At 72.0% G+C, this 13,015-nt stretch carries 14 protein-coding genes; 8 read left to right on the top strand and 6 right to left on the bottom strand.

From position 1 onward, the window contains the following. Positions 1-507 precede the first annotated feature (507 nt). Complete coding sequence (locus ABT297_RS41115; protein WP_350558950.1) at positions 508-690, top strand: antitoxin; 183 nt, start codon at positions 508-510, stop codon at positions 688-690. Between the two features lie 297 nt (positions 691-987). Here the strand turns inward: ABT297_RS41115 and ABT297_RS41110 are convergent, their stop codons facing one another. The 3 genes from ABT297_RS41110 to ABT297_RS41100 are packed head-to-tail and all read right to left on the bottom strand — an operon-like array spanning position 988 to position 3,526. Continuing rightward, positions 988-2,133 (bottom strand): ROK family transcriptional regulator, encoded by a 1,146-nt coding sequence (locus ABT297_RS41110; protein ID WP_350558947.1) that lies wholly within the window; start codon positions 2,131-2,133, stop codon positions 988-990. Further along, complete coding sequence (locus ABT297_RS41105) at positions 2,130-2,765, bottom strand: HAD family hydrolase (RefSeq protein ID WP_350558944.1); 636 nt, start codon at positions 2,763-2,765, stop codon at positions 2,130-2,132. Before ABT297_RS41105 ends, ABT297_RS41110 begins: the two co-directional genes overlap by 4 nt. 5 nt (positions 2,766-2,770) lie before the next feature. Next, the gene (locus ABT297_RS41100; protein WP_350558941.1) at positions 2,771-3,526 is read right to left on the bottom strand and encodes a DeoR/GlpR family DNA-binding transcription regulator; all 756 of its coding nucleotides are present in this window, start codon (positions 3,524-3,526) and stop codon (positions 2,771-2,773) included. A gap of 61 nt (positions 3,527-3,587) precedes the next feature. Between ABT297_RS41100 and ABT297_RS41095 the strand changes: the two genes are divergently transcribed. Continuing rightward, complete coding sequence (locus tag ABT297_RS41095; protein WP_350558938.1) at positions 3,588-4,781, top strand: MFS transporter; 1,194 nt, start codon at positions 3,588-3,590, stop codon at positions 4,779-4,781. A 247-nt stretch (positions 4,782-5,028) separates the two neighbouring features. Here ABT297_RS41095 and ABT297_RS41090 read toward each other — a convergent pair whose 3' ends face one another. Both ABT297_RS41090 and ABT297_RS41085 read right to left on the bottom strand, forming a co-directional pair. After that, complete coding sequence (locus tag ABT297_RS41090; RefSeq protein WP_350558935.1) at positions 5,029-6,186, bottom strand: sensor histidine kinase; 1,158 nt, start codon at positions 6,184-6,186, stop codon at positions 5,029-5,031. Continuing rightward, a complete protein-coding gene (locus ABT297_RS41085; protein ID WP_350558932.1) occupies positions 6,183-6,839 on the bottom strand; it encodes a response regulator transcription factor in 657 nt (218 codons plus the stop codon). The genes ABT297_RS41090 and ABT297_RS41085 overlap by 4 nt, the downstream gene beginning before the upstream one ends. A 129-nt stretch (positions 6,840-6,968) precedes the next feature. Here ABT297_RS41085 and ABT297_RS41080 point away from each other — a divergent pair, with 129 nt between their 5' ends. From ABT297_RS41080 to ABT297_RS41065, 4 genes are read left to right on the top strand one after another with little or no spacing between them, the layout of a single operon-like run. Next, positions 6,969-7,556: a hypothetical protein gene (locus ABT297_RS41080; RefSeq protein ID WP_350558929.1), complete on the top strand. Its 588-nt coding sequence runs from the start codon at positions 6,969-6,971 to the stop codon at positions 7,554-7,556. A gap of 29 nt (positions 7,557-7,585) precedes the next feature. Next, a complete protein-coding gene (locus ABT297_RS41075; protein WP_350558926.1) occupies positions 7,586-8,656 on the top strand; it encodes a peptidoglycan-binding protein in 1,071 nt (356 codons plus the stop codon). Continuing rightward, a complete protein-coding gene (locus ABT297_RS41070) occupies positions 8,653-9,312 on the top strand; it encodes an ABC transporter ATP-binding protein (RefSeq protein WP_350558923.1) in 660 nt (219 codons plus the stop codon). Before ABT297_RS41075 ends, ABT297_RS41070 begins: the two co-directional genes overlap by 4 nt. Before the next feature lie 13 nt (positions 9,313-9,325). Then, positions 9,326-10,531 carry an ABC transporter permease gene (locus ABT297_RS41065; RefSeq protein ID WP_350558953.1) on the top strand — a complete coding sequence of 402 codons (1,206 nt, stop codon included), beginning with the start codon at positions 9,326-9,328 and terminating at the stop codon, positions 10,529-10,531. On the opposite strand, the gene ABT297_RS41060 is transcribed toward ABT297_RS41065, so the two are convergent. Further along, entirely contained in the window at positions 10,474-10,650 is a 177-nt protein-coding gene (locus ABT297_RS41060; protein ID WP_350558920.1) for a hypothetical protein, read from the bottom strand. The two genes, ABT297_RS41065 and ABT297_RS41060, sit on opposite strands and share 58 nt — an antisense overlap. Positions 10,651-11,000: 350 nt before the next feature. On the opposite strand from ABT297_RS41060, the gene ABT297_RS41055 reads away from it, so the two are divergent. Then, positions 11,001-12,107 (top strand): hypothetical protein, encoded by a 1,107-nt coding sequence (locus tag ABT297_RS41055; protein WP_350558917.1) that lies wholly within the window; start codon positions 11,001-11,003, stop codon positions 12,105-12,107. 228 nt (positions 12,108-12,335) lie between these two features. After that, positions 12,336-13,015: FGGY family carbohydrate kinase (locus ABT297_RS41050; RefSeq protein ID WP_350558914.1), on the top strand; the 680-nt coding region annotated here is incomplete at its 3' end.

The following is a 13,015-nucleotide window of genomic DNA, read 5'->3' as shown; positions in this document are numbered from 1 at the left end:
TGCAGGCCGAGGACCGCGGCGCGACGGTCTTCGACGGCGAGGTTCGCGTCGCGGCGAAGAAGGCCCTGCGCACCGTACGGCGCATCCAGGCTGCCGTCGCCGCGCGCGGGGGCCAGCCATAGTGGCGGCAACCGTCGACCGCCGGGCCGAGCGTGCGTCTCGGCCTGAGTGAACATGTCCGGGCCGCCAGGTAGCCCATCCCCGTGCCGCCGTACTGTGGCTGGCAGATGGCCCCATCGACTGCGGTTACGACACCGATTGTGGGCACGTCATGGCGGCGCGAGGAGTTGCCGGCCGGCTCGGCGCCGTGACCTGACTCTCGCGCTGCCGGAGCTGGTTGAGCCTGGCCGTCGCCGTCGAGGCATGGCCGAGGCATCCCGGGGTAGCACAAACACGATGCAGTCGCCCTGAGTGGACGGAGTTCACACTGCAGCTGGCCGCGCCCGGCGCTTGTGGCGCCGTCCGCGGGAAGAGATTTCGACCGTTGATGAGGAGAGGACTCCCGCCGTGAGCAAGCTTCTGGACAAGGCCAAGGAATTCTTGACCAAGCGCGACCACAGTGTCGACAAGGGCTTGAACAAGGCTGGCGAGCAGGCCGACCAGCGCACTGACCAGAAGTACACCGAACACATCGACAAGGGTGTACAGGAGGCCAAGAAGCACACGGGAGAGGGCGACACGACCAGGTAGGGCATCGGCCACCGACGGAAGATCGTTGCGTGGGCGGTAGTCGGTCGCTCCGACGGGGGAGCGGTCCAGTCCGGCCTCACGTTGCCACTGTGACGTCCGGCGCGCACGCCCATCGCGAAGTGGGTCTCGCCGTCGAGTTGGTCTTCGGTTTGATCAAGCTCAGCGAAGGACGGGACTCCATGCGGGGTCCCGTCCTTCGGAGCAACCTAGGAGCCGGGGTGCCTTCATTCGATCTTGGTTGAGGCTGCGCTTCCGGGCTCAAGGTCCAACCAGCGCAAGCCGCGCGCGTGCAAAGGGTCACTGGTGCGGTGGACCCGGGTATGCGGCGCTGGCGGCGGTGATGTGCAACGGGTCGTCGAGGAAGGCGGCGAAGCCGAGCTCTGCGGCTCCCAGCAGGGCCGCGTCCTGGCCGAGAATGCCGGGCCGCAGGTGGGTCGGCCGTCGGGTGTCAGGCGTGGTGTGATGGGCGATCCTCGCGTGCACCTGTTCTGCGGCGCCGGCGTATAGGTAGCGCAGCGTGCCGTCGAGGATGACGACCTGTGGGCGCATGAGGGTGATCAGGTTGGCGACAGCGATGCCGAGCCAGTCGCCTGCGATGGCGAGAGCTTTCGCGGCCGTATGGTCGCCTGCCGCAGCGTCACGCACCATCGCGTCGACAGCGTCGCGATGGCTGGCCTCGGGGTCACGTCCCGCGCCCGCCAGCAGGGCGTCGCGTCCGAGTTTGGTGTCGAGGCAACCGAGTGAGCCGCACGAGCATGGTAGTCCGTGCTGTGGATCGACCAGCATATGGCCGATGGCGGGCGTCTGTCCGTCGTGGCGTCCGAGTATCGCGCCGTCGACAACGATGCCGCCGTCCACGCGGTCGCCGCCCTGGAGGTAGGCGACGTCGCGGAAACCGGCCCCGGCGCCTCGCTCTCGCTCGGCGAAGGCGGCCAGCTGGGCCCGGCGGCCGACAGCAACCGGTCGTCCCAGCAGGTGTCGCAGGTCGGTCCCAATGGTCGTGGGTTCTGCGCCGAGCGCGGCTCCCGCTCCTACGCACGCGGAGCCCGGTGTGGCTGACTGCTGTATCTGCTGGCCGAGTTCCGCAAGGACGTCACACATGTCCCGGCCGGAGGCGCGCGTGGGCGTGTCGGCTTCGCGGCGGTCCAGCAGTTGCCCGCCGAGGCCGACTCGGGCGGCTGCCAGCCGGTCTGTTTCGATGTCGAAGGCCAGGACGTAGGCACGCTCCGGTCGCGGGCGGACGACCAGCGATGGGCGCCCAGCCCCTGAGCCGGCGGCCGCATGCTGGTGCTCAAGTAGGCCCGCAGCGGCAAGTTCCCTAGTCAGGTCCATGATCGTGCTGCGGTTGACACCCATCCGGCGGGCCAGAGCAGCGCGGGACATCGGACCGCTGCGATGCACATGCTTGAGCAGGGTGCCCAGGCTCGGGCGGGATCGGCTCATGCTCGCCGGCCGTCGGACCGGGGCTGCGGCCGGGTGGCTTCGATCACCTGGGCGGTCTCGGCCAGGCTGGTGAACAGGTGGGTGTGCAAACCGAGGCGTCCAGCGGCGTGCACGTTCTCAGCGCGGTCGTCGATGAACAGCACACGATCGGGTGCCAGGCCGAGCTCGCGGCAGCACCAGAGGTACGCGTCGGCGTCCGGTTTCGCCCGGCCGATACGGCAGGAGAAGGCGACGAGGTCGAAGTGCCGCAGCCACTGGCCGTGGTGCCGTTCGTAGTAGGCGGCCAGGTCCTCGGGAATGTTCGACAGTAGCGCCAGGCGCACACCCGCCGCTGCGGTCCGTTCGATCAGGGCGACCATGTCGTCGTCGATGACGCTCCAGCTTGCGACGTCCGCAGCGATGAGGGCGGTGACGCGGTCCTCGTCGAAGACGGTACCCAGCGCGGTTGCGACCCATCGCCAATACTCGGCGCCGGTGATCTGGCCCAGGTCGTAGGGGGCGCGCAGCCGCCAGTAGACGTCCCAGAACGCGGGCGCCGGGACGCCGGTGGTCGCGGCCACTGTGCGCTTGGCCGCCGGGGATTGCTGGCGGGCGATGACACCGAACAGATCGAACAGGGCGACGTCGGGCATGTCGATCACACCTTGTGGACGATGGTGCCGGCGGCGGCGAGCGCGTTCGTGTCTCCGTCGGATGCGTCGTCTGTGGTGACGACCAGGCTGAGGGCGGAGACGGGCGCCACGAACGCCAGGGCGGTGCGGGAGAACTTGGCCGGTTCCGCGGCCACGATGACGCGGTGGGCGGAGGCGATGATCGCCCGTTTGATCGCCGCGTCGGCGAGGTCGTAGGCGGTCATCCCGGCCGGGGTCAGCCCGCAGCAGCCGAGGATCGCGGTGTCGAAGCGCAGCGCGGCCAGCGACGCCTCGGCGAGGGGGCCGGTGAGCGCGAGCTCGTCGGGGCGGGGTTCGCCGCCGGGCAGCAGCAGCCGCAGTTGCGGGGCGCCGGCGAGGGCGTTGGCCGCGTGCATCGACAGCGGCATGACGGTGAGCCGGCGCGGCGCGAGCAGGCGGGCGACCTCCAGGCAGGTGGTGCCGCTGTCGAGCACGACGGCCTCGCCGTCGACGATCAGGCCGGCGACCGCCTCGGCGATGCGGCGCTTGGCGTCGCTGCCCTCGTGCATGCGCACGGCGAAGGGAGGCTCCTCCCCGCGCAGGGTGAGGCTGCGCGCGCCGCCGCGGTAGCGCTCCAGCATCCCCTGATCCGCCAACTGCTCCAGGTCCCGCCGCACGGTCATCTCAGAGGTGCCGGTCAGCTCCGCCAGCTGGGTCACGCCGACCTGGCCGGCCTGCTGCACGGCGTCGAGAATCCGCCGGTGGCGGTCACTGATCGTCATGTCGCTATTGAACACCACTGCGGTGGCATATGCAACATTCCGAACGCACTTGATGTTCGTTATGTTCAGACGCATGTTCGTTACTGTGCGGGCAGCCCGGGCTGCCACCTTCGCCTACTTCCTGCTGTGCGGCATCGTGCAGGGGGTCTGGGTAGTGCACATCCCGGCCGTCGAGCACCGGGCCGGGATCACCCACGCGACGCTCGGCTGGCTGCTGCTCCTGCTCGGCGGCGGCGCCTTCCTCGGCATGCAGGTGATGGGCCCGCTGGCGGACCGGTTCGGCGCCCGCCGGGTGGTGCCAGTGAGCGGAGTCCTCCTCAGCCTCGCCCTCGTCCTGCCCGCGCTGGCGGCCGACGCCTGGACGCTGGGTGTGGCGCTGTTCGTGCTCGGGCTCGCGCACGGCTGCCTGGACGTGGGTATGAACGCCCACGCCGTCCAGGTCGAGGCCGCCTACCGGCGACCGGTCATGTCGGCCTTCCACGCCATGTTCTCCATCGGCGGAGTCCTCGCCGCCCTGCTCGCCGCCCGCACGCTCAGCTGGGGCTGGAGCGCCGGCACGACCATGACGGCGGTCGCGGCCGCCGGGGTGATCCTGGCCCTGGCCTCCACCAGCGGCCTGCTGCCCCGCGCCGAGCCCACGATCGCTGCGCGGCCCGCCACCAAGCCCGGCCGCCGCTCCACCCCGCTGCGGATCTGGATCCTCGCCGCGCTCGCCCTGATGCTCATGCTCGGCGAGGGCGCGGCCGCCGACTGGAGCGCTCTGGCGATGCGCGACGTCCTCGACGCCGACCCGTCCACCGCTGCCCTCGCCTACGGCGCCTTCTCCACCGCCATGACCGCCGGCCGGCTGCTCATCGACCGCATCGCCGCCCGCGTCGGCCCGGCCGCCGTGCTGCGCTGGGGCTCCGCACTCGCCGCGCTCGCCATGGCCCTGGTGGTCTGGTCGCCGTCGATCCCCGTCGCACTCGCCGGATGGACCCTCTTCGGCGCCGGACTGGCCGGCACTGTCCCGCAACTGTTCAGCGCCGCCGGGCACATCGACCCCGCGGCCGCCGCCACCAACGTCTCCCGCGTCGCTGGCCTCGGCTACCTGGGCATGCTCGCCGGCCCCGCCGTCATCGGCGCCCTCACACATATCGTGCCGCTCAACATCACCCTCGTGCTCCCGCTCGCCTTCTGCATCATCGCCGCCCTCACCGCGCCGGCGGTGCGAACCAGTCACAGGGCGGAAGCCGCCGAGATGGCGACCATGTAACCCAGCGCAGATGCCGGTGGATGGCCATGAGGACCTGCTCCCTCGTCATCGGACCGGTCGACAGGGCGCTGTGCAGGGGCCAGGCCCTCGATGAACGCGTCGAGCTCACGGGCGGTGGTCGGAGCGAAGCCTTCAGGGCGTGGTTGCGCGCGGCCGTGGGTTGACCAGAGTCGATGAGCGGCAGCAGTTCGTCGGTCGTGGCGGGTGGAGCGGGCATTCCCCGAATCTGTCGGACCGCGACAACCGTTTATGTCGGGAAATCGCCGGCGGCCGGGGGCGCCGTGGGCAGGATCACGGTGACGACCAGCCCGCCGCCGTTGCGCGGCTCGGCGTGCACCGTCCCGCCGTGCGCACCCGTGACCGCCCGCACGATGGACAGCCCGAGTCCCGCGCCCGGCGCCGCGGCCCGCTCCGCGCCGAGCCGCCGGAAGGGCTCGAACAGGTTCGGGATCTCGTACCGCGGCACGACCGGCCCGCTGTTGGCGACGCTGACGAAGACGGTGCCGCCGGGGCGGGTGCCGCTGGTCGCGCGGACCCAGCCGCCCGCCGGCAGATTGTGCCGGACCCCGTTCTCCACCAGGTTGTGCACCAACCGCTCCAACAGCACCGCGTTGCCGGTCGTCGGTGCCTCGCCCGCGTCGACCGCCACGTCGACACTGTCGTGCGGCAGCACCGTGGCCACGTGCGACACGACGTCGGCGAGGTCCACGAACGACCGGTCGGTGACCGTGCGCTCGGAGCGGGCCAGCAGCAGCAGACCGTCGATGAGCCGTTCGTGGCGGGCGTTGACGGCGAGCAGCGTCTGGCTCAGCTGCCGCAGCTCCGGCGACGCCGTCGCGGGGTCGATCGCCACCTCCAGCAGCGTGCGGTTCAGCGCCAGCGGGGTGCGCAGTTCGTGCGAGGCATTGGCGATGAACTTGCGCTGGCCGTCGAAGGAGTGGTCGAGCCGCGCCAGCATCAGGTCGAACGTGTCGGCCAGCTCTTTCACCTCGTCGTGCGGGCCGTCCAGCGCGATCCGTTCGTGCAGGCCGCGGTCCGGGGCGTTAGCGATCCGCAGGGCGGTTTCGGTGACCCGGTGCAGTGGCTGCAGCAGCCGCCCGGCGACGAGCCAGCTGAACGCGAGCGCCGCGACGAGGATCACGGTGAGCGCAAGGCCGCCCTGGGTGAGGAACGCCTTCAGCGCGCTGTTCGTGACGTCGCCCTGGATCTGCTTGACGTACGTCGAACTCGCGCCTTGGCCCGGCGCGAGCATGGGCGACTGCGCCTCGCCCTCCATGAAGACCACGTGGCCGGCGAGCCGCTGGTAGACCAGCAGGTAGGTGATGCCGAGTAGCAGGAGACCAGCAAGGAGGACCAGCCCGCCGTACACCAGGGTCAGCCGGGTCCGGATGGTCATGCGTTTCATGCGAGGCGGTACCCCACTCCCGGTTCGGTCAGGACCACCGGCGGGTCGCCGAGTTTGCGTCGTAGCTTGAGGATCGTCATCCGCACCGTGTGGGTGAACGGGTCGGCGTTCTCGTCCCACGCCTTCTCCAGCAGCTGCTCGGCGGAGACCGCGGCGCCGTCGGCGCGCAACAGCTCGGCAAGGACGGCGAACTCCTTGCGGGACAGCGGGACGTAGCGGCCGTCGCGGTACACCTCGCGGCGGTGCGGGTCGAGCCGGATCCCGGATCGCTCCAGCACCGGTGGCGCGGCCGGGCGGGCCCGGCGTCCAAGGGCCGTCACACGGGCGGCCAGCTCCCGGAACGCGAACGGCTTCGGCAGGTAGTCGTCGGCGCCGAGCGCCAACCCGGCGACCCGGTCGTCGATGTCGGCGGCGGCGGTGAGCATCAGCACCCTGGCCGCGGACTCCCGCTGGGCCAGCGCCCGGCAAACGTCGTCGCCGTGGACGACCGGCAGGTCGCGGTCAAGCACCACCACGTCGTAATCGTTGACGTCGAGTCGCTCCAGCGCGGCGCCCCCGTCATGGACCACGTCGACCGCGTGCGCGTCGCGCCGCAGCCCCTGCGCCACCGTCTCGGCCAGCAGCGGCTCGTCCTCGACCACCAGTATCCGCATGGACCCATCGTCCCGCGCTCCGCCGTCAACTCAGCGTCAACGTTTGCGGTTACGGCCCGGTGACGCGCCGGCGGCTTGACTGCGACATTGGCGGCCGGCGACCGTCCGGCCGCGCCAGGAGGAGACATCATGCGCATCAGGACAGCGCTCGTCCTCGGCCTGCTGCTGGTCCTCGGCGGCGCCGGGTGTACCCGCGGCGGCGACCGGGACGACGGCGTGGCCACGGCGAACGGCGGGGCGAAGTCCAGCGCTGGCCCCACCGCCAGGTTCAGCCCGGACCCGAAGCGCGACCAGGAGAGCATGCTGAAGTTCGCGGACTGCATGCGCGGGCACGGCATCCCAATGGAAGACCCGCAGATGGACGGTAACGCGTTCCAGTGGTCGTTCCCCGAAGGCATCGCTAAGGAGAAGGTCAAAGCCGCACAGCAAGCGTGCAAGCAGCACCTGCCCAACGACGGCGAGCCGATGAAGATCGACCCGGAAGCGCAGGAGAAGCTGCGCGAATTCTCCCGGTGCATGCGAGAGAACGGCGTACCGAACTTCCCCGACCCGTCCGAAGCCGGTGGCGTCATGATCGACGGCAACAACCTCGGGGTCGACCCGCAGGGCGAGGAGTTCAAGAAGGCCGAGCAGCAGTGCCAGCAGTACATCCAAAAGCCCCAGGGCGGCGGCGAGGGCGGGCGGAAGACCGGCACCAACGGCGGAGCGGGCGCATGAGTGGTCCGGAACGTAGCGGAGGAGAGGGCATGAGCCGGCGGAGGCGCGGGCGGGCCGGGACGGTGGTCGCCGCCGCGGCGGCGGCCGCGGCCGTCGGTGCGGCCGCGGCGGCCGGGTTCGGGCTGCCGGAGCGCGGCAGCAACGCACGGACCCGGTCGCAGACACCGGCGAAGACGGCGCAGGTCACCAAGCAGACGCTCGTCGACACACAGGCCGAGGACGGCGAGCTGGGCCACGGCGACACCAAGACGGTCGTGGGCAAGCTCCCCGGTACGGTCACCGAACTACCCGCGGTCGGCGCGTCCCTCCAGCGCGGACAATCCGTCTACCGGGTCGACAACACGCCGGTGGTACTGCTGTACGGCACCCTGCCCGCGTACCGCACGCTCGCGCCGGGCGTGAAGGGCGCCGACGTCAAGCAGTTCGAGCAGAACCTGGCGGCGCTCGGCTACACCGGCTTCACCGTCGACGAGGAGTACTCGTCCTCGACCGCCGCCGCCGTGCGCAAGTGGCAAGGCGACCTCGGCCTCACCAAGACCGGCACGGTCGACCTCGGCCGGGTGCTCTACGCGTCCGGTCCGGTCCGCGTCGACGAGCGGAAGGCAGCCGTCGGCGACCCCGGCGGCCCCGGGGCGCCGCTGCTCACCTACACCGGCACCGCGTCCGTCGTCACCGTCGAGCTCGACGCGGCCGACCAGCGTATGGCCAAGTCGGGCACCGCGGTCACGGTGAAGCTGCCCGACGGCAAGAACGTGCCCGGAAAGATCAGCCAGGTCGAGACCGTCATCAAGCCCGCACAGGGCAACAACGCGGCGGTAACGAAGATCCAGGTCACCATCGTGCCCGACGACCCGCAGGCGTTCGCCGGGCTCGACCAGGTCACCGCCGAGGTGATGTTCACCGCGGATCGCAAGGAGAACGTGCTCGCCGTGCCGGTCGCGGCGCTGCTGGCGCTCGCCGAGGGCGGGTACGGGCTGCAGGTCGTCGACGGGGCCACGACCCGCATCGTTGCGGTGCAGCTCGGCATGTTCGCCGCGGGCAAGGTCGAGGTGAGCGGCGACGGGATCACCGACGGCACCGTGGTGGGGATGCCGTCATGACCCCCGTCGTGGAGCTTTCGGAGGTGACGAAGGAGTACCCCGGCGGGGTCGTCGCCGTCCGGGACGTCAGCCTCACCGTGGAGGCGGGGGAACTGGTCGCCATCGTCGGCCCCTCGGGCTCCGGCAAGAGCACGATGCTCCATCTCATCGGTACCCTGGACCGCCCGTCTTCGGGAACCGTGTGCATCGACGGGCACGAGATCGCGGCGCTGAAGGACCGGCAACTGTCGGCCCTGCGGGCGCGCCGGATCGGGTTCGTCTTCCAGCAGTTCCACCTCGCGCCCGGCCAACCCGCGCTGGACAACGTGGCCGACGGCCTGCTCTACGCGGGCCGGTCCCGCGCGGAGCGGCGCCGCCGGTCCGAGGAGGCGCTGCGCCGGGTCGGGCTCGGCGACCGGCTCGACCACCTGCCGCACGAGCTGTCCGGCGGGGAGCGACAGCGGGTCGCCATCGCCCGAGCGGTCGTCGGCGAACCGGCGATCCTGCTCGCCGACGAGCCGACCGGAAACCTCGACTCCGCATCGGGGGCCGGCGTCGTACAGCTGCTGCGGGAGCTGCACCACGCCGGAGCGACGATTCTCGTCATCACCCACGACCAGCAACTGGCGGCCAGCCTGCCCCGGCAGGTCGCCATGCGCGACGGGCAGGTGGTCTGACGTGACGACGACGATCAAGCCCCAACCGCTGCAGCCGGCCCGGCTGTTCCTCACCGACGTGATCCGGGTCGGCGGCGCCGGGCTGCACACCCGGCCGCTGCGGGTGTTCCTGTCCGCGCTGGGCATCGCGATCGGCATTGCCGCGATGACCGCCGTCGTCGGTATCTCCTCGTCCAGCCGCGCCGAGTTGGACCGGCAGCTCGCCGCGCTGGGCACCAACCTGCTCACCGTCGCGCCGGGCAGCGACCTGTTCGGCGGCGACGCGCCGCTGCCCGACGAAGCGGTGCCGATGATCGCCCGGATCGGCGCGGTGACCGAGGTTGCCGCGACTGGCAAGCTGTCCGGCCTGCACGTGTACCGCAGCGACCACATCCCGGCGGCGCAGACCGGGTCGATCTCTGTACAGGCTGCGCACCACGACCTGCCGCGCACTGTCGGCGCCACGCTGGCCGACGGTGTGTGGCTGAACTCGGCGACGGCCAGGTACCCGGCGGTCGTGCTCGGCGACGCGGCCGCCCGGCGGCTCGGGGTCGTTTCGGTGGGTGACGGCGTCCAGGTGTACCTCGCCCGCCGCTGGTTCACCGTGATCGGCATCCTGAAGCCGGTGCCGTTGGCCCCGGAGCTCGACGCGGCAGCGCTCGTCGGCTGGGACGCGGCGAAGACGTACCTCGACTTCGACGGGCACCCGACGACCCTCTACACCCGGTCCCGGGACGCCTCCGTCGAGGCCGTCCGCGCGGTGCTGGCCGCAACCGCGAACCCGCAGTCGCCGAACGAGGTGAAGGTGTCCCGGCCCTCCGACGCGCTCGCCGCCCGGCAGGCGACCGACCGTACCTTCACCGGCCTGCTGCTCGGCCTCGGCGCGGTGGCGCTGCTCGTCGGCGGGGTCGGCGTGGCGAACACCATGGTCATCTCGGTGCTCGAACGCCGGGCCGAGATCGGGCTGCGCCGGGCCCTCGGCGCCACCCGGGGGCAGATCCTGCTGCAGTTCCTGTCCGAGTCGCTGCTACTGTCCGCGATCGGCGGGGTCGGTGGCGTGGTGACCGGGATCGGAGTGACCACCCTGTACGCCGGCAGCCGCGACTGGCCCGCCGTCGTGCCCGCATGGGCGACCGCCGGCGGGATCCTCGCGACGCTGGTGATCGGCGCGATCGCCGGTCTCTACCCGGCGGTGCGGGCCGCCCGGCTCGCCCCGACCGAGGCGCTTGCGGCACCCTGATCCATCGCGAACCGGTACGCCGCGAGCAGGCGCTCCAGGTGCCGGTCCGCCGAATAGGCCGCCGCGGCGGCGCGGCCCGCCTCGGCGACCTCGCGGTGCAGCCGCGGGTCGGTGAGCACCCAGCACAGGGCGGCGGCGGACGAGTCGCGTCCGGCGCGGTGCTCGAGCCGGCCCGCGGAGGGTTTCGCGGGTCACCGCGGCCCGCGCATGGCGCAGGAGCGCATGGGCGGTCATCGGCTGGATGCTGACGACGGGTGACCGGCAGGACCAGCCCTGACCAGGTCACGCTTGAACAACGCTCGCCCGCGACAACCTCAGCCGCACCCACCGGCCCGGAACGAGGACTGAGCCCGGCTCCTGGTCACGGTGCTACCTGGAACGGCCACGCCGACCCGCCGGCCGCGGGATGTCCGCCCGGGACGGTAGGGTCGGCCCGTTCCGAATGACGAGCGGGCGGAGGGGCTCTGCGGTGGACCGGACGACGGGCTACACCGACAGTTGGTACCGGCAGCCGAGCCCGGTGCCGTCCGGCGACCGGCCCGCACCGACATCCCAGGAGTGGGCGGTGATCGCGGCCTCGTGGCTGCTCGCCGTCTGGGCGGGGGACGGTGCCCCGGGATGGCGGACGGAGGTTGTCGTCGGTGCCGCCCCCGAGCGCTCCGATCAGCACTGGCCGGAACCGCCGGCGCCGGCGGAGATCGCCCGCCTCGGCGGCTTCCCTGAGTCCGGGCCCGGCCGGCCCGTCGCGGCGAACGTGCTCACCAGCCAGGTCCAGGCCGCCCCCGGCCGGCCGTACGAGCCGACCCGGCCGGACGACGAGGCGACCGCCGAGGTTCTCGCCCTGTTGAGGGAACGGATCCCGGTGACCGGTCCGCGCGGCGGGTCGCTGCTCGCGCACCTCGCCGACCAGCTCGTCGGGCGGCACTCGGACCTGCTGCGGGTCTCCACCGGCGAGGACGACCTGCACCTGCTCCGGCGCGACACCTTCGGCAAGACGCTACGGCTGACGGTGGCGACCGCGCCCGCCGTCGAGCCGCCGCCGGTGATCGAGGCCGACGGCGCGGACGCCGCGCTGCGCACGCACCTGGCGTGTCTCATGACGTTGCTGAGCGGGCTGCTCTGGGTGAACAACAACAACCCGGTGACGTTCCGCGCCTGGATCGGCCCGCGTGGCGACGGCGACCCGCTCGCCGTGGCCGCGGACTGGTGGCGGCGTACCCGCGAGGAGGAGCCCGAGGAGGTGCCGGAGCTTCGTACCGTCTCGGTCGACGAGCTGAGCCGCGGCATGGAGCACGTCGTGAGCGGCTCCCTGCTCGACCTGATCGACGAGGACTGGGAGGGCGAGTGGCTGGAGATCCCGGACGACCACATCGCCGGCCACCTGCACCGTGACCTGCTCGACGTCCTGCTCGCCCGGATGACCGGCCCCGACGGCCCGCCGCTGATCGCCTACGCCGGATGGCTGCCGCTGAACGGGCCGGACGACGAACCCGCCGCCGAGGACGACTTCAACGGTACGGTCGTGTTCGTCAACGGCACGGAGGCCGCCGTCCTGGACATCGACCTGACCTGCTGAGCTGCGGCCGTCACCCGGACGGCCCGCCGGCCGGGCTGCTCACCGGCGCGGCGTCGGCCCAGGCCATGCGGAGCTTGCGGGGGAGTGCCGACGAGGCGGGCCGGGTCGTCATGCGGGGCGGACGGTCGGCTGGACCGCCACCCACGCCTCCCTCGACCCGGTCGAAGCCGCCTGCATGGCGTTCGAGCGTCTCGACCGTCTGGCCATGGAACACCTGCTGGGCGTGCGATGACATTGGTTGCCGGGGTCGACACGTCGACCCAGTCGACCAAGGTTGTGGTGTGTGACGCGGACAGCGGCGAGGTGCTCCGCGAGGGCCGCGCGCCACACCCTGACGGTACCGAGGTCGATCCGCGGCTGTGGTGGGCTGCGTACGAGCAGGCCAGCGCCGGGCTGCTGGACGGTGTCGCCGCGATCGGCGTCGGCGGGCAGCAGCAGGGCATGATCTGCCTCGACGAGGCCGGCGAGGTGGTGCGTCCCGCCCTGCTGTGGAACGACACCCGCTCGGCGCGCGCCGCGGTTGACCTCACCGGCGAGTTCGGCGGCCCGCAGGCGTGGGCCGACGCGGTCGGGCTGGTGCCGGTGGCCAGCTTCACGGTCACCAAGCTGCGCTGGTTCGCCCGCGCCGAGCCGGAGCTCGCGGCCCGGACGAGCACGGTGCTGCTGCCGCACGACTGGCTCAGCCACCGGCTGCGCGCGGACGGGGGCGAGCCGACGACCGACCGCGGCGAGGCCTCCGGCACCGGGTACTGGTCGCCGGCGACCGGGGAGTACCGCCGGGACCTGGTGAAGCTCGCCTTCGGCCGGGACCTGGCGCTGCCCCGGGTCGCCGGGCCCGCCGAGACGGTCGGTGAGACCGCGTCCGGCGCGGTGCTGGCCGCCGGCACCGGTGACACCATGGGCGCGGC

It is taken from the genome of Dactylosporangium sp. NPDC000555, assembly GCF_040300025.1.
Lineage (GTDB): Bacteria > Actinomycetota > Actinomycetes > Mycobacteriales > Micromonosporaceae > Dactylosporangium.
This window is presented reverse-complemented; position numbering and strand designations above follow the sequence as displayed.